This window comes from Nocardioides sp. J9 (assembly GCF_007829375.1).
In the GTDB taxonomy this organism is placed as follows: Bacteria; Actinomycetota; Actinomycetes; order Propionibacteriales; family Nocardioidaceae; genus Nocardioides.
The window spans coordinates 167,248-188,798 of the sequence record NZ_VLJQ01000001.1 but is presented as its reverse complement, the minus strand read 5'-3'; the positions used below and the strand labels follow the sequence as shown (position 1 = coordinate 188,798).

Below are 21,551 nucleotides of genomic sequence, written 5' to 3'. Positions count from 1 at the left end.
CGCCCGACAGCGCGGCCACGACCGCCGGGAACCGGCGCCGGAGGAGCAGGAGGGCGCCCAGCAGGACCGGCCACGCGTACGCCGCCGCCGCCGCGCCCGCCCCGTCCACGTCGGCGGCGATGACCAGGGAGACGACCAGCGCGACGCCGAGAGCCAGCAGGACGTCGTACACCCACGGCGCCGGGGCCGGGGGCTCCGGTCGCCGGTCCGTCTCGGCAACGCCGGTCATGCCCAGCAGGGTAGGCCGAGCGCCGCCGGCGCGACGTCGACGCGGAGCGACACCTGCCTCGTCCGCACGCGGGTACGACGAAGCCCCGCGGTGCGCCGAGGGGCGCGCCGCGGGGTTCCGGTCAGGCGGGGAGGGGGCTCAGAGCTCCGACTGCACGCCGGCGAGGAGCTGGCGGGCCATGACGATGCGCTGCACCTGGTTGGTGCCCTCGTAGATCTGGGTGGTCTTGGGGCCAGAGGCCACAGACCACGCCTGACCTGCGCGAACATCCGTTGAGAGGCACACATCTGTCACACAAGCCGTGCCAGTGTGTGCCAGATCACGCCGCTCAGTGCCTGCGGAGACTGCGCAAGTTCGCCGGCGTCACACCGGTCCTTCCCATGACAGACACATATGGCTTCGCGCCGACCGAGAAGATGCTGACCCCCACCACCTTGGCCGAGATGCTGGAGATCAGCCTCCGGCACCTGGCGGACTTGCGCCGCGAGGACAAGACGTTTCCTGCTCCCGTCATGCTCGGCAAGTCCCCCCCCCGTTGGAGCCCGGCGACGATCCGCCGCTGGATGGACCCCGCGCCGACGGCGTCATGCCATTTCGCCGACGACGCGGCGGAAGACAAGGTCCAGCCCAAGGCCACGAAGAAGGCCAAGGGGGCCCAGCGTGTCCACAGAGCCCAAGACCAAGCGCCGTGATGATGATCCCGTCCGCGTCTACGCGGACGGCAGGATCTGGTACTGGACCGGCGGCAAGCCTGGTGTGGGAGAGCGGGTCCAACAGCGATGCGGGACTCGGGCCAAGGCAGAGGTTCGCGCTGCGGAACTGCGCGCCCTGCTAGCCCGCGCCCACGGCCTCGGCCCTCGGGCGAACTCAACGCTCGACCAGGTCATGCAGGACATGCTCGCCGCGATGAGAACGGCCGATGAACCCGAAGGCAGCATCCGCCAGTACAAGTCGAACTGGAACACTTGGGTTCCCGCGAAAATTGGCGCATTGCGCTGCCTGGATGTGGACATCCGCCATTGGGCAGCCATCTTCGACCACGCCAACGCCGAGAAGGCTTCCGAGTCCACGATCAAGAACATCGCACGGACGCTCGGCGTTCTCATGGAGTGGGCCGTCGACCGGGGCTATTTCGCATCCTCCGAGCCGTTCGGCGACCCACGTCGTCGCCGAAAGATCGTCAAGAAGGCCCGCAAACGTGCGCAGATTCGCAAGGCCGCGGCGTCGAAGCGGTACCTGTTCGCTACCTGCCCGAAGGTCTCGGACATCGAGGCGTACGCGGCAGCGTTCGAGGAGGTTTACCCTCGTTACGGTGAACGCTTGGTTCTGCTGGCCTTTGCCACCGGCCTGCGCATCAATGAGCTGCTGGCACTGAGGCACGATAGTGGAGTCCACGAGAGTGGTGTACGACGACACCGCCGACGGGGCAAAGAGCTTGACATGCGGTCCGAACATGGCTGGCACTTCGAGCTGCGCCGCGAGGCGATCGGCGCTCACTGCCCCCAGCCGTACGACGACCCGCCCCAGGACCCCCGGCTGCGGCAGTAGCCCGGACCTAACCCTGGCGCTGGCCGGACGCCGGGCCGGGCCCGGTCGAGCGGCGCACGACCAGCTCCGGCTTGAACATGTACTCCTTCGACGGGATCGGCTCACCCACGATGGCATCCGCCACCGCCGCCACCGCGGCCGCGCACATCGGCTGCACCGGCTGGCGCACCGTCGTCAGCGGCGGGTCGAGGAAGCCGATCAGGATCGAGTCGTCGAAGCCCACCACCGACACGTCGTCGGGCACCGCGAGCCCGAGGTCGCGGACACCGCGGACCGCACCCATCGCCATCAGGTCGGACGCGCAGACGATGCCGGTCGCACCGCGCTCGACCAGGCTGCGGGCGGCGGCCGCGCCCCCCTCGACGGTGAACAGTCCCTCCTCCACCCACGAGACCGCCTCCTCCTCCGACAGGTCGAGCAGGCGTCGCACCGCATCGGTGAAGCCGGCCCGCTTGCGGCGCGAGGGCACGAACCGCGAGGGTCCGGTCGCCAACCCGATCCGGCGGTGGCCCAGCTGCACGAGGTGCGCGACGGCCAGCTCCATCGCGGCGGCGTCGTCGGTCGACAGGAAGGGCGCGTCGACGTCCTCGGCGTAGCCGTTGATGAAGGCCACCGGCATGCCCCGCTCCACCAGCGAGCGGTAGCGCTCGTGGTCTGCGGAGGTGTCCGCATGACGGCCCGACACGAAGATGATCCCGGCGACACCGTGGTCGAGCAGCGACTCGACGTACTCGTCCTCGGAGATGCCGCCGGGCGACTGCGTGCACAGCACCGGGGTGTAGCGCCGGCGGGCGAGCGCGTCCTCGATGACCTGGGCGAAGGCCGGGAAGATCGGGTTGTCGAGCTCGGGCACGACGAGCCCGACGAGGCCACCGCTGCGGCGGCGCAGCTTCGCCGGCCGCTCGAAGCCCAGCACGTCGAGGGCGACCAGGACCGCCTGGCGGGCGCTCTCGCTCACGCCGGGCTTGTCGTTGAGAACCCGGCTGACCGTCGCCTCGCTGACGCCGGCCTCCCCGGCGATGTCCGTGAGCGTGCCCATGGGCTCATCCAACACCGCTTGCAACATCACCGCAAGGGCTTCCAGATTCTGCAAATCGTTGCTACGGTCCGTGACTGCCGTCACAGACGGCTGCCTCTTCCCATTCGCGCTCACCCCAAGGAGCACCATGCGCCGCACGCTGCCCGCTGCCGGCATCGCTGCCCTCGCCCTCGTCCTGTCCGCCTGTGGCGGCGGGGACAGCGAGAGCGACGACAAGAAGTCCTCGAACGACGTCGACCCGGCCTCGCTGTCGGCCGAGCTGACCTGGTGGGACACCTCGGACCCGACCAACGAGGCGCCTGCGTTCAAGGAGCTGATCAAGAAGTTCAACGCGGAGTACCCGAACGTCACGATCAACTACCAGTCCGTCCCGTTCGGCGAGGCGCAGAACAAGTTCAAGACCGCCGCCGAGGCCGGACAGGGCGCCCCCGACATCCTGCGCGCCGAGGTCGCCTGGGTGCCGGAGTTCGCGGCCGCCGGGCACCTCTACGCCCTCGACGGCACGCCCCTGCTCGAGGACAACGACTACCTCGAGACCCCGCTCTCCTCCAACGTGTACGACGGCAAGACCTACGGCGTCCCGCAGGTCACCGACACCCTCGGCCTGATGTACAACAAGGAGCTCTTCGAGAAGGCCGGCATCGAGCAGGCGCCGACCACGTGGGACGAGGTCGAGGACGCCGCTGCGCAGCTGAAGGCGAAGGCGGGCGTCGAGGGCATCTACGTCAACAGCGCCGGCTACTTCCTCCTCCCGTTCATGTACGGCGAGGGCGGTGACCTCGTCGACACCGAGGCGAAGACCATCGAGGTCGCCTCGGACGAGAACAAGGCCGGCATCAAGGTCGCCCAGGACCTGGTGACGTCGGGCGCCGCTCCGAAGCCGGACGCCAACGACTCCTACGGGACGATGATGACCCTCTTCAAGGAGGGCAAGGTCGGCATGATCATCAACGGGCCGTGGGAGGTCGCCAACATCTCCAACGACCCGAAGTTCGGCGGCTTCGAGAACCTCGGCATCGCCCCGGTCCCGGGCGGCTCCGCCGGCGCGGGCGCGCCGGTCGGCGGCCACAACTACGTCGTCTACTCCGGCATGGACGAGGCCAAGGCCGACGCGGCCACCGCCTTCATCCAGTTCATGACGTCGGCGGAGTCGGAGGCCTTCCTCGCCGACGAGCTCGGCCTGCTGCCCACCAACGAGGGCGCCTACGACCTGATCTCGGACAACCAGAGCGTCACCGCCTGGAAGGCGGCGCTCGACGTCTCGGTCGCCCGGCCGTGGATCCCCGAGGGCGGGCTGTTCTTCGCACCGCTCGACGAGATGGCCACCCGGGTGCTGGTGAAGGGCGAGGACCCGGCCAAGGTCCTCGACCAGACCGCCGACACGTTCAAGTCCGACGTCGTCCCGGACTACGACCTGCCGTGACCACGGCGACCTCCGCGGGGCCCGGCCACGAGCCGGGCCCCGCCCCCGCCGCCCGGGGCCGGGTCCGGCGGCTCCTCGACCGGCACTGGTACGCGTGGGCGATGGTGCTGCCCACCGTGATCGTGCTCGGGGCGCTGGTCCTCTACCCGCTCTTCCAGGGCATCTTCCAGTCCTTCACCGACCTCAACGAGTCGAACAACCGCGACGTCATCTGCACCAAGACCCTCGGTGGCGGCGAGGAGTGCGTCGACAACCCCGACCGCGCCCAGTTCGTCGGCCTCGACAACTACGTCGACCTCCTGACCGGCGAGCGCGGCAAGTTCTGGCTGCTCTTCACCAACACGATCGTGTGGACGACGGCCTGCGTGTTCTTCCACTACACGATCGGGCTCGGCCTCGCGGTCCTGCTCAACCGGAGGTTCCGCGGGCGGAGTCTCTACCGCGTGCTTCTCATCGTGCCGTGGGCCGTCCCGGCCTTCGTGAGCGCCTTCGCATGGAAGTTCCTGTTCAACCCGCGGTTCGGGCTGGTCAACTCGGTCCTGATCGACCTCGGCATCGACCCGGTCGACTGGTTCAACCACCGGTGGACCGCGATGTTCGCGGCGATCGTCACGAATGTGTGGCTGGGTGTGCCGTTCATGATGGTCGCGATCCTCGGCGGGCTGCAGGCGATCCCCTCCGACCTCTACGAGGCGGCGGAGATGGACGGCGCCTCGCCCTGGCAGCGCTTCCGCAACGTGACCCTCCCGGGCCTGCGACCGGTCAGCTCGACCGTGATCCTGCTCGGCACCATCTGGACCTTCAACATGTTCCCGATCATCTTCTTCGTCACCGGCGGCGAGCCCGCGGGAGAGACCGAGATCCTGGTGACCGGGGCCTTCCGCGCGGCCTTCGAGGGCCTGCGCAACTACTCGCTCGCGGCGACGTACGGCGTCCTGATCCTCTCCCTGCTGGTCGTGTACGCCGCCATGTACCGCCGAGTCCTCCGGAGCCGAGGAGAAGTCTGGTGACCCCCCGTCCCGCTCGTCCCCGTGGCCGCGAGGAGCGCAGCGTCGGCGCCTCGCTCGCCCTGCACGCCACCCTCCTCACCGCGGTCGTGATCGCGCTCTTCCCCGTGGTGTGGGTGTTCCTGGCCTCGCTGAAGCCGAAGAGCGCGATCCAGTCCAGCGAGGTGACGCTGATCGACCAGCCGACGCTCGACAACTACCAGCGGGTGCTGTTCGACACGAACTTCCCCACGTGGTTCCTCAACTCGGTCATCGTCGCCGCGTTCACGATGGTCGTCGGCATGGCCATGTCGGCGACCGCCGGCTACGCGCTGAGCAGGTTCAACTTCCCGGGCAAGCGCGGCCTGATGTGGGTCTTCCTGATCACGCAGATGTTCCCGGTCGCCATCCTGATCGTCCCGATCTACACGATCATGGCGTCGCTGAACCTGATCGACACCAAGGCGTCGCTGGTCATCGCGTACTGCACGGTCGCCGTGCCCTTCTGCACGTGGATGTTGCGGGGCTACTTCGACACGATCCCCCGCGACCTCGACGAGGCCGCGGCGATCGACGGGCTGGGACCGTTCAAGACGTTCTGGTACGTGATCCTCCCGCTGGCGCGACCGGGGCTGGCCGTCACCGCCTTCTACACGTTCCTGACCGCGTGGGGCGAGGTCGCCTACGCGATCGCCTTCATCCTCAGCGACGACAAGCTGACCCTGGGTGCCGGTCTCCAGCAGTTCGTGCCGCAGTTCAACCCGCAGTGGGACCTGCTCACGGCAGGCGCGGTGCTGATCATGCTGCCGGCCTCCCTCGTCTTCTACTTCGCACAGAAACACCTCGTCGCCGGGCTCACCGCCGGTGGCACCAAGGGTTAGGAGCCCCCGATGTCCACCCCTGTCGTCTTCGACTCCGCCACCCGGGTCTACCCCGGCGCGACCACGCCCGCCGTCGACAGCCTCGACCTGGAGGTCCGGCCCGGCGAGTTCCTCGTCCTGGTCGGCCCGTCGGGCTGCGGCAAGTCCACCAGCCTGCGGATGCTCGCCGGCCTGGAGGACGTCACGTCCGGCTCGATCCGGATCGGCGACCGCGATGTCACGCACCTGCGCCCCAAGGACCGCGACATCGCCATGGTCTTCCAGAGCTACGCCCTCTACCCCCACCTCACCGTGGGCGAGAACATGGGCTTCGCCCTCAAGATCGCCGGCGTCGCCAAGTCCGAGATCGCCGCGCGGGTCGCCGACGCGGCGCGCGTGCTGGACCTCGAGCCCTACCTCGACCGCAAGCCGAAGGCCCTGTCCGGCGGACAGCGCCAGCGCGTCGCCATGGGGCGCGCGATCGTCCGGGAGCCGCAGGTCTTCCTCATGGACGAGCCGCTGTCCAACCTGGACGCCAAGCTCCGGGTGTCCACCCGCACCCAGATCGCGGCGCTGCAGCGCCGGCTCGGGATCACGACCGTCTACGTCACCCACGACCAGGTCGAGGCGATGACGATGGGCGACCGGGTGGCGGTCCTCAAGGACGGCCTCCTCCAGCAGGTGGCCGCCCCGCTCGAGCTCTACGACCGGCCGGCCAACGCCTTCGTCGCCGGCTTCATCGGCTCGCCGGCCATGAACCTCGGCACCTTCCGGGTCGACGGCGAGAGCGCCGTCGTCGGCGGGGCGCGGGTGCCGCTGTCGCGGGAGACGCGAGCCGCGCTCACGTCCGACGAGGTCGTCCTCGGCTTCCGGCCGGAGGCGCTGGAGCTGGCGACGGCCGACGCGACCGACGCCTTCGCCGTCGAGGTCCTCGTCGCCGAGGAGCTCGGCTCCGAGGCCTTCCTCTACGGCACGCTCGAGGGTGCCACCCTGCGCGACCCTCAGCTGGTCGCCAAGGTCGCGCCGCGCAGCGTGCCGGAGAAGGGCAGCCGGGTGCACTTCCGGATCCTGCCGGAGCGCCTGCACGCGTTCTCGCCGGAGACCGGCGAGGCGCTGCCGCGGGGCTGACCGACGACGTGTCCGGGCGCGTCCTGGTGGTGGGGCCCGCCTCGTGGAACCGGATCGTGCTGCTCGACCGGCTCCCCGAGCCGGTCCCCCACACGGTCGTCGCGAGGCACGCCTGGCACACCGTCGGCGGTACGTCGGCCGGCAAGTCGCTCTCGCTCGCCGGGGCCGGTCGCGAGGTGGTGCTGTCCACCCAGCTGGCCGACGACCCCGCCGGCGAGCTGGTCCGGTCGGTCCTGACCGCGGCGGGCGTGCAGGTACGTGCCGAGCCGGCCGACGTGACCGAGCAGCACCTCAACCTGATGACCCCCGCGGGCGAGCGGGTGTCCATCTACCTGGCCCACCCTCCGGCCGGACCGGACGACGAGGAGCACGACCGCGCGGTGCGGGAGCTGATGGCCGGGTCCGCGGTCGTCGTACTCGACCTGGGGGCGGAGCCACGACGCCTGCTGCCGACCGCTCGCGCCGCGGGTCGGCCGATCTGGACCGACCTCCACGACCACGACGGCCGGGCGGACTTCCACCAGCCCTTCCTCGAGGCGGCCGACGCGGTCTTCGTGAACGGCGACGCCACGTCCGACCCGCTCGACCTCCTGGCCCGCTGCCTGCGCCACGGCGCGGCCTTCGCCGTGTGCACCCTCGGCGCCGAGGGCGCGATCGCGGTGGAGCGGTCCGGACGCGTCCACCGCGTGGCGGCGGTGCCCGTGGAGGTGGTCGACACCAACGGCGCGGGCGACGCGTTCTTCGCCGGCGTGCTCGATGCCCACCTGGCCGGTGCCGAGCTCCCCGAGGCGCTCGCCGCGGGAGCGAGGTCGGCCGCCCGGGTGCTCGGGAGCCGGCACCTGCACCCGGCGCTGGACGAGCTGCTCAGTCCTGCAGACCCGGGCGGTCGCTAGGGCGACCGGTCGAGCCGCGCAGGACCAGCTCGGGCTGGACCAGGAACTCGGTCCGGTGCGCGGTGCTGCCCCGGATCTCGTCGACGAGAGCGTCGACCGCGGCGGTGCTCATTGCCTCGACCGGCTTGCGGATCGTGGTCAGCGGCGGATCGGTGAAAGCGGTCATCGGGCTGTCGTCGAACCCGACGACCGACACGTCCCGCGGCACGTCGAGGCCGCGCGCCCGAACCGCGCGAACGGCGCCGAGGGCCATGATGTCGCTGCCGCAGACGATCGCCGTGCAGCCGTCGTCGAGGAGGGCGTCGGCCGCCGCGCGACCGCCCTCGAGCGTGAAGAGCGAGTGCTGCACACGGCCGGGCGGCAGCCCGCGGGCCGCCATCGCCTCGGTGAACCCGGCCACCTTGCGGACCACCGGCACGAAGCGGTCCGGTCCGAGCGCGAGCCCGATCCGCTCGTGGCCGAGCTCGACGAGGTGCTCGACGGCCATCCGCATCGCCGCGACGTCGTCCGCCGACACGACGGGGGCCGAGATCTGCTCGCTGTAGCCGTCGATGAGCACGAACGGCACGCCGCTCGCCGTCAGGCGGGCGTAGCGCGTGTGGTCCGCGGACATGTCGGCGTGCACCCCGGACACGAAGACGATCCCGGTGACGTCGCGCTCGACCAGGAGATCGACGAGCTCGCCCTCGGTGGCGCCGCCCGGCGTCTGGGTGCACAGCACCGGGATGAGGGCGTGCCGGGCGAGGTGCTGCTCGATGACCTGGGCCATGGCGGGAAAGATCGGGTTGCTCAGCTCCGGGATGATCAGGCCCACCAGCCCCGCACGCGACCGCTGGGGGCGGCCCGAGCGCTCGTAGCCGAGCTCGTCGAGTGCCGCGAGCACGGCCTTCCGCGTCCCCGCCGACACTCCCGCCTTGCCGTTCAGCACCCGCGAGACGGTGGCCTCGCTGACTCCGGCGTGGCTGGCGATGTCGAGCAGACGCGGCTGGTCCATGGCCCTCGGTCCCCTGTCGTGGCTCAGACGGCCCACCAGGCGGTGGTGTCCGGCGGCAGCACGGCGCCGCCGTCCGCGAGCTCGACGGGAGAGGAGGCGAGGAGGAGCTCACCGGGGACGGCCATGCGCACATGGTCCCCCGTGGTGTTGGCGGTGACCACCACCGGGGCACCCCCACCGGAGGTCCGGCGGAAGGCGAGGACGCCCGCCGGGGCGTCCAGCCAGGCGAGCTCGCCCCCCTGCAGTGACGCGTGCGCGCGGCGGGTGGCGAGTGCCGAGCGGTAGAGCTCGAGGGTGGAGCCGTCGACGCCCGTCTGCGCCTCCACGCTGAGGTCGGCCCACTCGTCGGGCTGGGGCAGCCAGCTGGGACCGCCGTCCTGGGGCCCGAAGCCGTACGGCGCGGCGGCGCCGGACCACGGGATCGGCACCCGGCAGCCGTCCCGGAAGCCGTCCTGGCCGTCGGCGCGGTGGAAGGACGGGTCGGCGCGCACCTCGTCCGGCAGGTCGGTGACGTCGGGCAGGCCGAGCTCCTCGCCCTGGTAGACGTAGGCCGAGCCGGGCAGGCCGAGCATGAGCAGCGTCGCCGCCCGTGCCCGCCGCAGACCCAGCTGCCGGTCGCCCGGCGTCACCATCTGGATGCCGAGGCCGGGAGGGTTCGCGAACCGGGTGGCGTGGCGGGTCACGTCGTGGTTGGACAGCACCCACGTCGCCGGCGCGCCGACCTCGCCCATGGCCTCCAGCGTCAGGTCGACGATCCCCCGCAGCGCGTCGGCGTCCCAGTCGGTGCACAGGTAGGGGAAGTTGAACGCCTGGTGGAGCTCGTCGCTGCGGACGTACCGCGCGGCCCGCTGGACCGTCGGGGTCCAGGCCTCGGCGACGAAGATCCGCTCGCCGTCGTACTCGTCGAGGACCCGGCGCCAGTCGCGGTAGATCTCGTGGACCCCGTCCTGGTCGAAGTACGGCGTCGCCAGGTTGCCGAGCAGCTTCGACTGCTCCGAGCCGCCGACGTCGGGCAGCCCCGGTGCCTTGACCAGGCCGTGGGCGACGTCGATCCGGAAGCCGTCGACACCCAGGTCGAGCCAGAAGCGCAGGACCGAGCGGAACTCGTCGTGCACCGCCGGGTGGTCCCAGTTGAGGTCCGGCTGCTCCGGGGCGAAGAGGTGGAGGTACCACTCGCCGTCCGGCACCCGGGTCCACGCCGGCCCGCCGAAGACGGACTCCCAGTCGTTGGGAGGCAGCTCGCCCTGCTGGCCGCGCCCCGGCTGGAAGTGGAAGCGCTTGCGCGCGGTCGACCCCGGGCCGGCGCGCAGCGCCCGCTGGAACCAGTCGTGCTGGTCGGAGCAGTGGTTGGGCACCAGGTCGACGATCACCCGGAGCCCGAGCTCGTGGGCGTCCTCGATGAGTCCCGCGGCATCCGCGAGGTCACCGAACATGGGGTCGACCCGTCGGTAGTCCGACACGTCGTAGCCGGCGTCGGCTTGGGGCGAGGCGTAGAACGGCGAGAGCCAGACGGCGTCGACCCCGAGGTCGCGCAGGTACGGCAGCCGCGAGCGGACGCCCGCGAGGTCACCGATCCCGTCGCCGTCGCCGTCGGCGAAGCTGCGCGGGTAGACCTGGTAGATGACGGCGTGGCGCCACCAGTCGGACGACGCGGCGGGCGCTGCGGGGAGGGACATGGCCAGGACGCTAGTGGTTCGTCGCGGCATTCTGCAAGATTTCCGCAAGTTGCAGCAAACGCCTTGCGACCCGTCCGCCCGCTCCCTACCCTCAGCGCCATGACTGCACTTCCCGACTGCGCCGTGGGCGTCGACGTGGGTGGTACGACGATCAAGGCCGCCCTCGTCGCCCCCGCCACCGGCGGCCTCGTCGCCCCGCGGGCGACGATCGCCACCCCCCGGCCAGCCAGCCCATCCCGCGTGCTCGCCGAGGTGGTCGGACTCGCCCGCGCCCTGGCCCCGGCGCCCGGCACACCGATCGGCGTCACCCTGCCCGGTGTCGTCCGCGACGGGGTGGTGCGCACGGCGGCGAACATCGACCCCGCCTGGGTCGGCTTCGACGCCCTTTCGGCGCTCGCCGACCTCGTCCCGGGGCCGGTGCATGTCGTCAACGACGCCGATGCCGCGGGCGTCGCGGAGGCAGCCTTCGGCGCGGCGTGCGGCCGGGCCGGGGTCGTCCTCGTCACCACGCTCGGTACGGGCATCGGCAGCGCCCTCCTCCTCGACGGCACCCTGCTGCCGAACACCGAGCTCGGTCACGTCGAGGTCGACGGGTGCCCGGCCGAGCACCGAGCGGCGACGTCGGCGCTGCACCGCGAGAAGCTGAGCTACCGGTCCTGGGCGGAGCGGCTCACGACGTACTATCTCCATCTTGAGGCGCTCCTCGCCCCCGACCTGATCGTCGTCGGGGGCGCCGTGAGTGCCAGCGCCGGAGAGTTCCTCCCCCACATCGACATCCGGACCCCGATCACGGCCGCCGCCCTTGGCAACGACGCGGGGGCGATCGGCGCGGCGGTGCTCGCCGCCGGCCGGGACCGGGCCCCTCAGCCGGCGTACTGAGGATCGGTCGGCGCGACCCACTGCACGAGCTGGTAGACCACGACCAGGTCACCGGCCGGCCGTGCTGACGTCCTCGGGCACCCGTGCGGTGCCGTTCACGATCACCGCCACGAAGATCGGCACCCTGGCGATCGCCGCCACGGTCGAGGGGACGGCAGGGGACGGCAAGCTGTTCGACCCGCGTGACAACTCGATCCAGCGTGGCTGGATCGCGCAGCGGTCGACCAGCAACGCCACGGTCCGGCTCGCCGGCGAGGTCGGCTTCGACACCCCGACCGTCGTCACCCCCACCTCGTCCAAGAGCGTCGAGCCCGCCCCGCCTCGTCGACGAGGCCGAGCTGTAGCAGCTCGGCGCGCTCGCCCACCTCGGCCAGCAGGAGGTCGACCAGGCGCACGGGTTCATCAGAGCGCTGGCCACGCGGGAACCTCGACGCGGTAGCGATCCGCCCACTTCTTCGCGGTCCGCTACGAGACGTCGTAGCGCTCGGCCGCACGAGCTGGCGGCCAGCCCTGATCGACGGACGAGGCGCGCGAGCCTGAGCCGGGCGCGCGGCGTCAGGGCTGCGTCGGCATGGGTAGCGTGTGACACGAAGGCCTCCTGCGGTGCCGGAGCGGTTCCTAGACAGCTCCACTCCACACCGGGGAGGCGTTCGTCCATCTACAGGTCAGACCGTATCGTCGCAGGATCTCGACCAACGTGCCTGAGCACCACACCTAGGGCGCGGCTCCTTAATCTGAGTGCCGTTGACTGATTTGCTGCGTGCATGTCTCGTGTTGCGGTGCTCTCGGACGCTCAGTGGGAGCGGATCGAGCCGTTGATGCCGTCCTCGGACGGCCAGCGCGGCCGTCCGTTTCGCGATCACCGGCAGGTGATCGAGGGGATCATCTACCGGCTCCGGACAGGGATCAGCTGGCGTGACCTTCCGGAGTGCTTCGGACCGCACCAGACGGTCTCGAAGAGACACCGCCGGTTCAGCCGTGATGGCACCTGGGACCGGATCCACGCCCATCTCATCGCCGAGGCGGACGCCGCTGGCGAGGTCGACTGGACTGTGTCGATCGACGCCACGATCAACCGCACCCATCAGCACGCCACCACGTTGTCGCGTGTTGAGCGTCCTGCGGGCCTCACAGGGGGCTGAGTCGAACTACAAGAACTCGGCCGCCGACCCTGCTCACGAGCCTCCCGATCACGCAATCGGCCGCTCCCGTGGCGGGTTGTCGACCAAGATCCATCAACTCGTCGACGGTCGCAAGCGGCCGCTGGTCATCGGCCTGACCGCCGGCCAGGCGGGCGATGCCCCGATGCTCAAGTTCTTGCTGGCCGACCTCGCGGTGAAGCGGCTCGGTCCGGGACGGCCACGCACGCGCCCGGACGCGGTGATCGGCGACAAGGCCTACTCCTCACGCTCGAACCGCGCGATCTTGCGCAGCAGGCGCGTGCGCACCGTGATCCCTCAACGCGGTGACGAGGTCGCAAACCGCCGACGTCGTGGCTCACGGGGCGGGCGCCCGCCCGGGTTCGACCCGGCCGTCTACAAGCGGCGCAACGTGGTCGAGCGGTCCTTCAACGACCACAAGCAATGGCGTGGCATCGCCACCCGCTACGACAAGCTCGCAGTCGTCTATCGGGGCGCGGTCGTCCTACGCGCCATCACCATCTGGCTCGCGACTTAGGAGACACGCCCTAGTCGACGGGGCACATCGACTGTCGGGCCAACTCTCGGTTGGCCTACCGCATCGCCTCGTACTCGCCCTCTGCCTGCGCCAAGGTCCGTCTCAACTCGCTCACGGCGACCTCCCGTTCGGCGATCCGCCGTCTTCGTTCAGCAGTCCCCCGGGCAGCCCCGGTTCCGACCTAGGCACTCGGACGAAAAAGCGGAGCGGCCGAGCTCGGTCCGGGCGCTCCGCAGTGACACACAAGTGACACACAAGCGACACACAGCAGGTGCCTGACGGTGCCTCGAAGCGCCTCTCAGTGCCAATGCGTCAGCGCAGAACTCGGGCACAATCAGAGGGACTCCTCCGTCGCTCTGCCCGCAAACCCGCAGGTCAGAGCTCCGATTGAACCCCAGCAAGGAGCTGCCGTGCCATCACGATGCGCTGCACCTGGTTGGTGCCCTCGTAGATCTGGGTGATCTTCGCGTCGCGCATCATCCGCTCGACCGGGTAGTCGCGGGTGTAGCCGTAGCCACCGAGCGCCTGCACGGCGTTGGTGGTGACCTCCATGGCCACGTCGGAGGCGAAGCACTTGGCCGCGGCGCCGAAGAAGGTCAGGTCGGCGTCGCCGCGCTCGGAGCGACCGGCGGCCGCGTAGGTGAGCTGGCGGGCGGCCTCTACCTTCATGCCCATCTCGGCGAGCATGAACTGCAGGCCCTGGAAGTCGGCGATCGGCTTGCCGAACTGCTGGCGCTCCTTGACGTAGCCGAGCGCGTAGTCGAGGGCGCCCTGGGCGACGCCGACGGCCTGGGCGGCGATGGTGATGCGGGTGTGGTCGAGGGTCTTCATGGCGTACTCGAAGCCCTTGCCCTCCTCGCCGATGAGGCGGTCGGCGGGCAGCCGCACGTTGTCGAAGTAGACCTCGCGGGTCGGCGAGCCCTTGATGCCGAGCTTCTTCTCCGGGGCACCGAAGGAGACGCCCTCGTCGGACTTCTCGACGACGAAGGCGGAGATCCCCTTGCTGCGCTTCTCCGGGTCGGTCATCGCGAGCACGGTGTAGAACTCCGACTCACCGGCGTTGGTGATCCACCGCTTGGTGCCGTTGAGCACCCAGCCGTCGCCGTCGCGCACCGCGCGGGTCTTCTGGTTCGCGGCGTCGGAGCCGGCGTCGGGCTCGGAGAGGCAGTAGGAGAAGCCACCCTCGCCGGCAGCGAGCTTCGAGAGGTACTTCTTCTTGATCTCCTCGCCGCCGCCGATCATGACCGGCAGGGAGCCGAGCTTGTTCACGGCGGGGATCAGCGAGGCGGAGACGTCGGCGCGGGCGACCTCCTCGATCACGATCACGGTGGCGAGCGCGTCGGCGCCGGCACCGCCGTACTCCTCGGGAACGTGCGGGGCGTGGAAGTCCGCTGCCTGGAGTGCCTCGTGGGCCTCGCGCGGGTAGCGGGCCTCCTCGTCGACCTCGGCGGCGAAAGGCGCGACCTTGGCGTCGCAGACGGCGCGCACGGCCTCGCGGATGGCCAGGTGCTCCTCGGAGAGGGCGTACATCGGGTAGTCGCTCACGCGGCACTCCTGTGGATCGGAATCGAGTGGTACTCAGTATCGTACTAGCGAGACTGCGTTTCGTCGAGCTAGCCTCAGCCCGTGCCCGCCTCCACCCGCGACCGCCTGGTCGCCGCCGCGTTCGAGCTCTTCGAGGCCCAGGGGTACGACGCCACGACGGTCGACGACATCGCCGCTCGCGCCGGGACGGGCCGCAGCACCTTCTTCCGCCACTTCCGCGGCAAGGAGGACGTGGTGCTCCCCGACCACGACGCCCTGCTCGGGCGGGTGGCCGGCCGGCTCGCGACCGCGGCGCCGTCCGGGGCGGAGACCGCGTTGCGGGAGGCGACCGGGATGGTCCTCGCGCAGTACCTCGCGGAGGGCGAGACCGCGCGGGCGCGCTACCGGCTCTCCAGCAGGGTGCCGGCGATCCGCGACCGCGAGGTCGCGAGCGTGCAGCGCTACGTGCGGCTGTTCTCGCAGCACATCCACGCGTGGCTGGAGTCGGAGCCGGACGGGGCGCTGCGCGCGGAGCTGGTGGCCTCCTCGGTGGTCATCGCGCACAACCACGTGCTGCGGCGCTGGCTGCGCGGCGACACCGACGACCCCGAGGCGCTGCTCGGCCCGGCCCTCGGCCTGGCGCTCACCCTGCTGCACGCCGGGGGCACCCCGGAGCGGCCCACGATCGTGATCACCAGCGGCTCGACCGACGTCGAGCAGGTGGTGCGCCAGGTGCGCGAGGCGCTCACGCCGCGCGGGGCGAGGAAGAAAACGGGCCGCGGCTGAGTTGGACCCCCATGACCACCGCACCGCTCCACCTGTCCCGTGACGCCATCGACTTCATGCTCGAGGAGTGCGGGACCTGGGCGATCGTCGGCCTCTCGGGCAACCCCAACCGCACGGCGTACGACATCGCTGCGGCCCTCCAGGCCGACGGCAAGAAGATCGTGCCGATCCACCCCGTGTTCGGCTCCCCCGACGGGCCCTCCGAGGTCCTCGGCGAGGAGGGCTACGCGTCGCTGGCCGACGTGCCCTTCCCGGTCGACGTCGTCGACGTGTTCCGGCGATCGGAGGAGGCCGGCCAGTTCGCCGACCAGGCCGTCGCGATCGGCGCGAAGGGCGTGTGGTTCCAGCTCGGCGTGATCGACCACGACGCCTTCGAGCGCACCACCGCCGCGGGCGTGCCGATGGTCATGGACACGTGCCCGAAGATCGAGTGGCGTCGAGGGGCCTGACCCTCCCCCGCCGCAGCCGCCGCCCCGGCCAGCCGACGACCCACTCCAGCGGCCCGCGCCGGCCGAGCAGGGCGAACACCGCCCCGGTCCCGAGCACGACGAGCACGTGCTGGCCGAAGCTGCCCTCCACCTCGGCGGGCCAGACCTCGGGCGTGCGCATCACCACGTGCAGCGTGTAGAGCGACAGCGGCATCGCGCCGGCGCCGGCCACGACGGCCAGCCCGGCGCGCCCCCACCGCGGCAGCACCGCGACGAGGACGAGCGCCACCCCGATCACCGCCATCGACGTGCCGATGGTGTGCGCGAGGTCGAGCGGGGTCGCGGAGTGCGGTGACACGACGAGCAGCCACTGCCAGGCGCCGCCGGTCGGGGTGCTCCCGTGCTGGCTGTCGGCGAGGATCCGCAGCACCTGCTCCTCCGTCGTCACCCGGTACGGCACCAGCACGGTGCGCACCTCAAGGGACGCGGTGAACAGCCGGGACACCGCGGTCGCGACGACCGCGAGCCCGGCCCCGGCGGCCGCGAGCCGCAGCGGCGTGCGCCAGCCGGACAGGTCGGTGCGGCCGATCGCCATCCCGGCCAGCAGGTAGGCCAGCCACGGCAGCGCCGGGTAGAAGCCCGACAGCAGCAGGTCCGCCAGCAACGGCCCCGGCTCCGCCAGCCGGCCCAGGTCGGGGCTCTCGTAGACCCGCTCGGGCAGCTCGGGGCGCACGAGGTGGGACACGACGGGCGCGACCACGAGCCAGACCCCGGCGAGCACCGCCAGCGGCAGGGCGCGCAGCGCGACGAACGGCAGGCCGAGCAGGAACAGGACGCCGTAGTAGGCGAGGATGATCGCCAGCCCGGTCTCGAGGCCGCCGAGGACCAGCCCGATCGCCGCGACCAGCACCGCACGGGCAGCCAGGCCGAGGACCGTGCGGGTGCGCTCGGCCCCGCGGACCGGCTCGGTGCCTCCGCTGATCAGCGCGATGCTGACCCCGGCGAGCACGGCGAACAGGGCCGAGGCCCGGCCGCCGGCCACCGACTGGACGAGGGTGAGGTCGCCGCTCGCCGTACGGCCGTCGAGGACGTGGGTGGCGATCATCCCGAGCAGCGCGACGGTGCGCGCCACGTCGATCCCGACGAGGCGGCCCGGTCGCAGCGGCGCCACCCGCGGGACCATCGGGAGATCAGCCTCCGTGGCCGCGGACCACGGCACCCTTCGCCTCGGCGGCGGCCTTCAGGTCGGCCTGGAACCCGGTCATCCGCTGCTGCAGCGCAGGGTCGGTGGCGGCGAGGATGCGCACGGCCAGCAGGCCGGCGTTGCGGGCCCCGCCGATGGCGACGGTCGCGACCGGGACGCCGGCCGGCATCTGCACGATCGAGAGCAGGGAGTCCATGCCGTCGAGGTACTTCAGCGGCACGGGCACGCCGATCACCGGCAGGGGCGTGACGGCCGCGAGCATGCCGGGCAGGTGGGCGGCGCCGCCGGCACCGGCGATGATCACCGACAGGCCGCGGCCGGCGGCCTCCTTGCCGTACGCGAGCATCTCCTCCGGCATCCGGTGGGCGGAGACGACGTCGGCCTCGTAGGCGATGTCGAACTCCTGCAGGGCCTCCGCGGCCAGCTGCATCACCGGCCAGTCGGAGTCCGAGCCCATCACGATGCCCACACGCGCACTCATGGGCACGACCCTAGGGCTACTCGGAATGGTTGCCGAGGTCGCCCCGGAACCAGGCCGCCGCGTGCCGGGCCCGCTCGAGGCAGTCCTCGAGGTCGTCGCCGAAGGTGTTGACGTGGCCGACCTTGCGCCCCGGGCGCAGGTCCTTGCCGTAGAGGTGCACCCGCAGCCGCGGGTCCCGGGCCAGGGCGTGCGGGTAGCCGTCGTAGAGCCGGCCGACGTCGGGGTTGTCACCGCCGAGGATGTTGACCATCACCGTCCAGCGGGCCCGCGGCTCGGGCGAGCCCAGCGGCAGGTCGAGCGCCGCCCGCAGGTGGTTCTCGAACTGGCTGGTGACCGCGCCGTCCTGGGTCCAGTGGCCGGTGTTGTGCGGGCGCATCGCGAGCTCGTTGACCAGCACCCGGGGGGTGCCGTCGGCGTCGACGGCCTCGAAGAGCTCGACGGCGAGGATGCCGGTGACGCCGAGCTCGCCGGCGATCCGCAGCGCGAGCTCCTGGGCGCCGGCGGCCAGCTCCGGGTCGAGGTCGGGCGCCGGGGCGACGACCTCGCGGCAGATGCCGTCGACCTGCAGCGTCGCGACGACCGGGTACGCCGCCGCCTGGCCGCTCGGGGCGCGGGCGACGAGTGCGGAGAGCTCGCGGCGGAAGTCGACGAGCTCCTCGGCGAGCAGGCGCACGCCGGTCTGCTCGGCGGTGGCGAGGGCCTCGGCCACGTCGTCGGCCGTCCGGGCGAACCAGACTCCCTTGCCGTCGTACCCTCCGCGGCTGGTCTTGAGCACGCACGGCAGGCCGAACGCCTCGACGTCGGCGGCCGACCCCACGACGGCCCAGCGCGGCTGCGGGGCGCCGAGGCGCGCCATCGCCTCGCGCATCACGACCTTGTCCTGCGCGTGGACGAGGGCCTCGGGCCCGGGGTGCGCGACCACGCCGTCGGCGGCGAGGGCGCGCAGGTGCTCGGTGGGCACGTGCTCGTGGTCGAAGGTGACCACCGAGCAGCCCTCGGTCACCGCGCGCAGGGTCGCGAGGTCGCGGTAGTCGCCGACCTGCTGGTCGGGGATCACCTGCGCCGCGGAGACGCCCTCGGCCTCCGCGAGCAGCCGCAGCGGGACACCGAGCGCGATCGCGGGCTGGGCCATCATCCGGGCGAGCTGGCCACCGCCGATGACGGCGATGCGCGGGGAACGTTCGGTCGCAGGCACGAGCGGAACCCTATGCCAGCGCGGCGCGGCGAGAGACGTCAGGCGGGACGCCCGACGCGAGTGCCCGGCGCGACGCTCAGGCGGTGCCGGTGAGGCCGGCCGGCTCCTCGGCCTCGAAGCGCAGCCCCTGGCCGCGCACCGTCGTGATCAGCCGGGGGTGGCGCGTGTCGTCGCCGAGCTTGCGGCGCACCCACCCCAGGTGGACGTCGATCGTCTTCGACGACGTCCAGAAGGTCACGCCCCACACCTCGCGCATCAGCTCCTCGCGGGTCACGACCGTTCCCGCCCGAGAGATGAGGGCGTGCACGAGGTCGAACTCCTTGCGCGACAGCAGGACCTCACGGTCCCCCCGCCATGCGCGACGGGTCGAAGGGTCGACCCGCACGTCCTGCACCTCGATCACGGGCCCCAAGTTAAGGACCGGCGCGGGCCGCCGTAGCGAAACGGTGAGAATTTTGCCTATCTGTTCCCCGACTCACATCGCCGCAGGTCAGGGCCGGGGTCAGGGCCGGGGTCAGCGCCGGGGTCAGGCACGGCGCACGGCGACCGGCTCCACGACGCCGAAACCGCGGACCGGGCGCGGCGGCAGCGGCCGGGACTCGATCTGGTCCGCGGGCAGCAGGTCGGCCGTGGCGTGGTCGACGATGATCCGGTTCCGGCGGGCCACCTGGGTCAGCCGGGCGGCCAGGTTGACCGGCGGACCGAAGACGTCGCCGAGCCGGAGCACGACACCGCCGGTGGCGAGGCCGACGCGCACGTCGGGCATCCGCGGGTCGCGGCCGATGACGTTGATGATCCCCTCGGCGGTCGCGAAGGCGGCCAGCGGGTCGTCGTTGACGTAGAGCACGGCGTCACCCATGGACTTGATCAGCCGACCGTTCTCGCGGGCGATGACGTCGCCGCAGCGGGCCTCGAAGATCTCGACCAGCTCACCGATCCGGTCGCGGCTCACCTCGTTGGAGAGCGCGGTGAACCCGACGATGTCGGCGAACCCGACGCTCAGGTCGGTCGTGTGCGGGTCGGCGTCGATCGCGCGCAGCGACTCCATCCGGGCGACCGCAGCCGCGAGGTGGCGCCGCCAGGCGTAGATGAGCAGCTCCTCGAAGCGCTGCCCGAAGCGCTCGAGCACCCAGTCGACGGGGGTGCTGTCCTCGTCACCGCCGTGCTCGACGAAGGCCTCGTCGACGTGGTGGACGAGCTCGCCCACCTCCCAGTCGGCGAGCCGGGACATGCTCAGCCCGACGCCGCGCGCGACGTTGAGGGCGATGTCGAAGTCGATGATCCCCTCGCCGACGAGGTCGGTGACCAGGCGCAGTGCCTCGACGTCGGCCTCGGTGTAGGCCGGGGCGTCGCCCTGCTCGGGGAAGCCCAGGGTGCGCCACAGGCGCCGGGCCCGCCCGAGCGGCAGTCCGGCGCGCTCGGCGACCTCGGCAGCGGTGAGCTGCGGCTCCTCCCCGAGGAGGGACAGCTCGGGGCTCTCGTCAGACACCTTCGTCGCGACGCACCGCGGGGCCCTGGTGCAGCGCGTGCAGCAGCTCGTTGAGCTGGCGCTGCGCGGCCTCCACGTGCGGGATGTCGTTGAGCCGGACGAGACCGTGCGTCGAGGCGTCGGCGATGAGCAGGCTGCCGCAGCCGAACGGCCGGTCGATGAGGTTGATCTCGATGGAGATGTCGCTGACCCGGGCGAGCGGGATGTCGTGGCCGCGCCGGGTCAGGATGCCGTAGCGGGTGATCAGCCGGCGGTCGGTGAAGCCGTGCACGGTGGTCAGCCAGACCAGGAACGGACGGACCGTGAACCACAGGATGCCGGCGGCGACGAGCGCCCAGACCACCCAGCCCAGCACCTGCTGGAAGCCGGTGTCGTCGAGGTTCGCCTCGGCGACCACGCCGATCGCCAGGAGGACGACCAGCACCAGGATCGGCACGAACAGCGCCTTGGGGTGCTGGCGGGTGCTGATCACCAGGCGCTCACCGGGGTTGAGCAGCTTCTTCGAGATGGCCACGGGACGATCATCCCACCCTTCGCCGCGGTTCGTGGGCGTCCCGTGCGCTCGGCGCGGCCCMCCCGCGCCSCCAGCGCCGTGCCGYCAGCCGGTCGCCCGGACGTGGACGACGTCCCCGGCACCGACGCGCTCGGTGCCGGACGCGGTCTCCACGACCAGCCGCCCGTCGGGGTCGATGTCGACGGCCGTGCCGGTCAGCTGGCCGCCGCCGGGGAGGTCGACACGCACCTCGCGGCCCAGGGTCGCGCAGTGCGAGCGGTAGGAGGTCGCCAGCCGGCCGGTGCCGAGGTCGCCGCCGGCCTGCCACACGTCGTACCCCTCGCGGATGGCGTTGACCACCTCGACGAGGACGCGGGTGCGGTCCGGCGTGCCGGGACCGGCGATGGCGAGGCTGGTCGCGGTCTCGACCGGAAGCTCGTCGGTGGTCATCGTCACGTTGATCCCGACCCCGATGATCGCGGCCGGGCCGTCGGGCGTCTCGACCCGCTCGACGAGGATCCCGGCGACCTTGCGGTCGTCGCCGAGGAGCACGTCGTTGGGCCACTTCACCTTCGCGTCGTGGCCGAGGGCGACCAGCGCCTTGGTGACGTTGTGGCCG

Annotated in this window: 22 protein-coding genes and 1 pseudogene; 11 read left to right on the top strand and 12 right to left on the bottom strand. The window is 71.6% G+C overall.

Annotation, left to right across the window (positions count from 1 at the left end):
• On the bottom strand, window positions 1-229 hold a 229-nt coding region (locus tag L615_RS00880), incomplete at its 3' end, for a hypothetical protein (RefSeq protein ID WP_222430396.1).
• Window positions 230-609: 380 nt separating this feature from the next.
• Between L615_RS00880 and L615_RS00875 the strand changes: the two genes are divergently transcribed.
• Window positions 610-921: an AlpA family transcriptional regulator gene (locus L615_RS00875; protein ID WP_186449660.1), complete on the top strand. Its 312-nt coding sequence runs from the start codon at window positions 610-612 to the stop codon at window positions 919-921.
• Window positions 890-1,777, top strand: a complete 888-nt coding sequence (locus L615_RS00870) for a hypothetical protein (protein WP_145723781.1) — start codon at window positions 890-892, stop codon at window positions 1,775-1,777. Before L615_RS00875 ends, L615_RS00870 begins: the two co-directional genes overlap by 32 nt.
• A 7-nt stretch (window positions 1,778-1,784) precedes the next feature.
• On the opposite strand, the gene L615_RS00865 is transcribed toward L615_RS00870, so the two are convergent.
• Window positions 1,785-2,816, bottom strand: coding sequence for a LacI family DNA-binding transcriptional regulator (locus L615_RS00865; RefSeq protein WP_145723780.1), 1,032 nt, complete (start codon window positions 2,814-2,816; stop codon window positions 1,785-1,787).
• A 127-nt stretch (window positions 2,817-2,943) separates the two neighbouring features.
• Between L615_RS00865 and L615_RS00860 the strand changes: the two genes are divergently transcribed.
• The 5 genes from L615_RS00860 to L615_RS00840 are packed head-to-tail and all read left to right on the top strand — an operon-like array spanning window position 2,944 to window position 8,106.
• On the top strand, window positions 2,944-4,239 hold the full coding sequence (locus L615_RS00860; protein ID WP_145723779.1) for an extracellular solute-binding protein: 1,296 nt from the start codon (window positions 2,944-2,946) through the stop codon (window positions 4,237-4,239).
• Window positions 4,236-5,249 carry a carbohydrate ABC transporter permease gene (locus L615_RS00855; protein WP_222430394.1) on the top strand — a complete coding sequence of 338 codons (1,014 nt, stop codon included), beginning with the start codon at window positions 4,236-4,238 and terminating at the stop codon, window positions 5,247-5,249. The genes L615_RS00860 and L615_RS00855 overlap by 4 nt, the downstream gene beginning before the upstream one ends.
• Window positions 5,246-6,106, top strand: a complete 861-nt coding sequence (locus tag L615_RS00850; protein WP_222430393.1) for a sugar ABC transporter permease — start codon at window positions 5,246-5,248, stop codon at window positions 6,104-6,106. Before L615_RS00855 ends, L615_RS00850 begins: the two co-directional genes overlap by 4 nt.
• 9 nt (window positions 6,107-6,115) lie before the next feature.
• Window positions 6,116-7,213 (top strand): ABC transporter ATP-binding protein, encoded by a 1,098-nt coding sequence (locus tag L615_RS00845; protein WP_145723778.1) that lies wholly within the window; start codon window positions 6,116-6,118, stop codon window positions 7,211-7,213.
• An 8-nt stretch (window positions 7,214-7,221) separates the two neighbouring features.
• Window positions 7,222-8,106, top strand: coding sequence for a carbohydrate kinase family protein (locus L615_RS00840; RefSeq protein ID WP_145723777.1), 885 nt, complete (start codon window positions 7,222-7,224; stop codon window positions 8,104-8,106).
• On the opposite strand, the gene L615_RS00835 is transcribed toward L615_RS00840, so the two are convergent.
• The gene (locus tag L615_RS00835; protein ID WP_145723776.1) at window positions 8,078-9,100 is read right to left on the bottom strand and encodes a LacI family DNA-binding transcriptional regulator; all 1,023 of its coding nucleotides are present in this window, start codon (window positions 9,098-9,100) and stop codon (window positions 8,078-8,080) included. The two genes, L615_RS00840 and L615_RS00835, sit on opposite strands and share 29 nt — an antisense overlap.
• Before the next feature lie 23 nt (window positions 9,101-9,123).
• Window positions 9,124-10,776, bottom strand: coding sequence for a glycoside hydrolase family 13 protein (locus tag L615_RS00830; protein ID WP_222430392.1), 1,653 nt, complete (start codon window positions 10,774-10,776; stop codon window positions 9,124-9,126).
• A gap of 99 nt (window positions 10,777-10,875) precedes the next feature.
• On the opposite strand from L615_RS00830, the gene ppgK reads away from it, so the two are divergent.
• Entirely contained in the window at window positions 10,876-11,655 is a 780-nt protein-coding gene (ppgK, locus tag L615_RS00825) for a polyphosphate--glucose phosphotransferase (protein WP_145723774.1), read from the top strand.
• 48 nt (window positions 11,656-11,703) lie between these two features.
• Here the strand turns inward: ppgK and L615_RS00820 are convergent, their stop codons facing one another.
• Window positions 11,704-11,925: a hypothetical protein gene (locus L615_RS00820; RefSeq protein ID WP_145723773.1), complete on the bottom strand. Its 222-nt coding sequence runs from the start codon at window positions 11,923-11,925 to the stop codon at window positions 11,704-11,706.
• A 494-nt stretch (window positions 11,926-12,419) separates the two neighbouring features.
• On the opposite strand from L615_RS00820, the pseudogene L615_RS00810 reads away from it, so the two are divergent.
• Window positions 12,420-13,332 (top strand): annotated as a pseudogene (locus tag L615_RS00810) (IS5 family transposase).
• Window positions 13,333-13,707: 375 nt separating this feature from the next.
• Here the strand turns inward: L615_RS00810 and L615_RS00805 are convergent.
• Window positions 13,708-14,862 (bottom strand): acyl-CoA dehydrogenase family protein, encoded by a 1,155-nt coding sequence (locus L615_RS00805; RefSeq protein ID WP_145723794.1) that lies wholly within the window; start codon window positions 14,860-14,862, stop codon window positions 13,708-13,710.
• Window positions 14,863-14,958: 96 nt separating this feature from the next.
• Here L615_RS00805 and L615_RS00800 point away from each other — a divergent pair, with 96 nt between their 5' ends.
• Both L615_RS00800 and L615_RS00795 read left to right on the top strand, forming a co-directional pair.
• Entirely contained in the window at window positions 14,959-15,642 is a 684-nt protein-coding gene (locus L615_RS00800) for a TetR/AcrR family transcriptional regulator (RefSeq protein WP_051485347.1), read from the top strand.
• Between the two features lie 11 nt (window positions 15,643-15,653).
• On the top strand, window positions 15,654-16,091 hold the full coding sequence (locus L615_RS00795) for a CoA-binding protein (RefSeq protein WP_222430391.1): 438 nt from the start codon (window positions 15,654-15,656) through the stop codon (window positions 16,089-16,091).
• Here the strand turns inward: L615_RS00795 and L615_RS00790 are convergent.
• From L615_RS00790 to L615_RS23975, 6 genes are all read right to left on the bottom strand, one after another.
• Window positions 16,048-17,241, bottom strand: a complete 1,194-nt coding sequence (locus L615_RS00790) for a heparan-alpha-glucosaminide N-acetyltransferase domain-containing protein (RefSeq protein WP_186449659.1) — start codon at window positions 17,239-17,241, stop codon at window positions 16,048-16,050. The two genes, L615_RS00795 and L615_RS00790, sit on opposite strands and share 44 nt — an antisense overlap.
• Before the next feature lie 19 nt (window positions 17,242-17,260).
• Window positions 17,261-17,755 (bottom strand): 5-(carboxyamino)imidazole ribonucleotide mutase, encoded by a 495-nt coding sequence (gene purE / locus L615_RS00785; RefSeq protein WP_028653980.1) that lies wholly within the window; start codon window positions 17,753-17,755, stop codon window positions 17,261-17,263.
• Window positions 17,756-17,771: 16 nt separating this feature from the next.
• Entirely contained in the window at window positions 17,772-18,950 is a 1,179-nt protein-coding gene (locus L615_RS00780; RefSeq protein WP_028653979.1) for a 5-(carboxyamino)imidazole ribonucleotide synthase, read from the bottom strand.
• Between the two features lie 76 nt (window positions 18,951-19,026).
• Window positions 19,027-19,353, bottom strand: coding sequence for a winged helix-turn-helix domain-containing protein (locus L615_RS00775; RefSeq protein ID WP_051485343.1), 327 nt, complete (start codon window positions 19,351-19,353; stop codon window positions 19,027-19,029).
• A gap of 123 nt (window positions 19,354-19,476) precedes the next feature.
• On the bottom strand, window positions 19,477-20,439 hold the full coding sequence (locus tag L615_RS00770) for an adenylate/guanylate cyclase domain-containing protein (protein ID WP_145723771.1): 963 nt from the start codon (window positions 20,437-20,439) through the stop codon (window positions 19,477-19,479).
• On the bottom strand, window positions 20,432-21,551 hold a 1,120-nt coding region (locus L615_RS23975; protein ID WP_261376511.1), incomplete at its 5' end, for a biotin--[acetyl-CoA-carboxylase] ligase. The genes L615_RS23975 and L615_RS00770, both read right to left, overlap by 8 nt.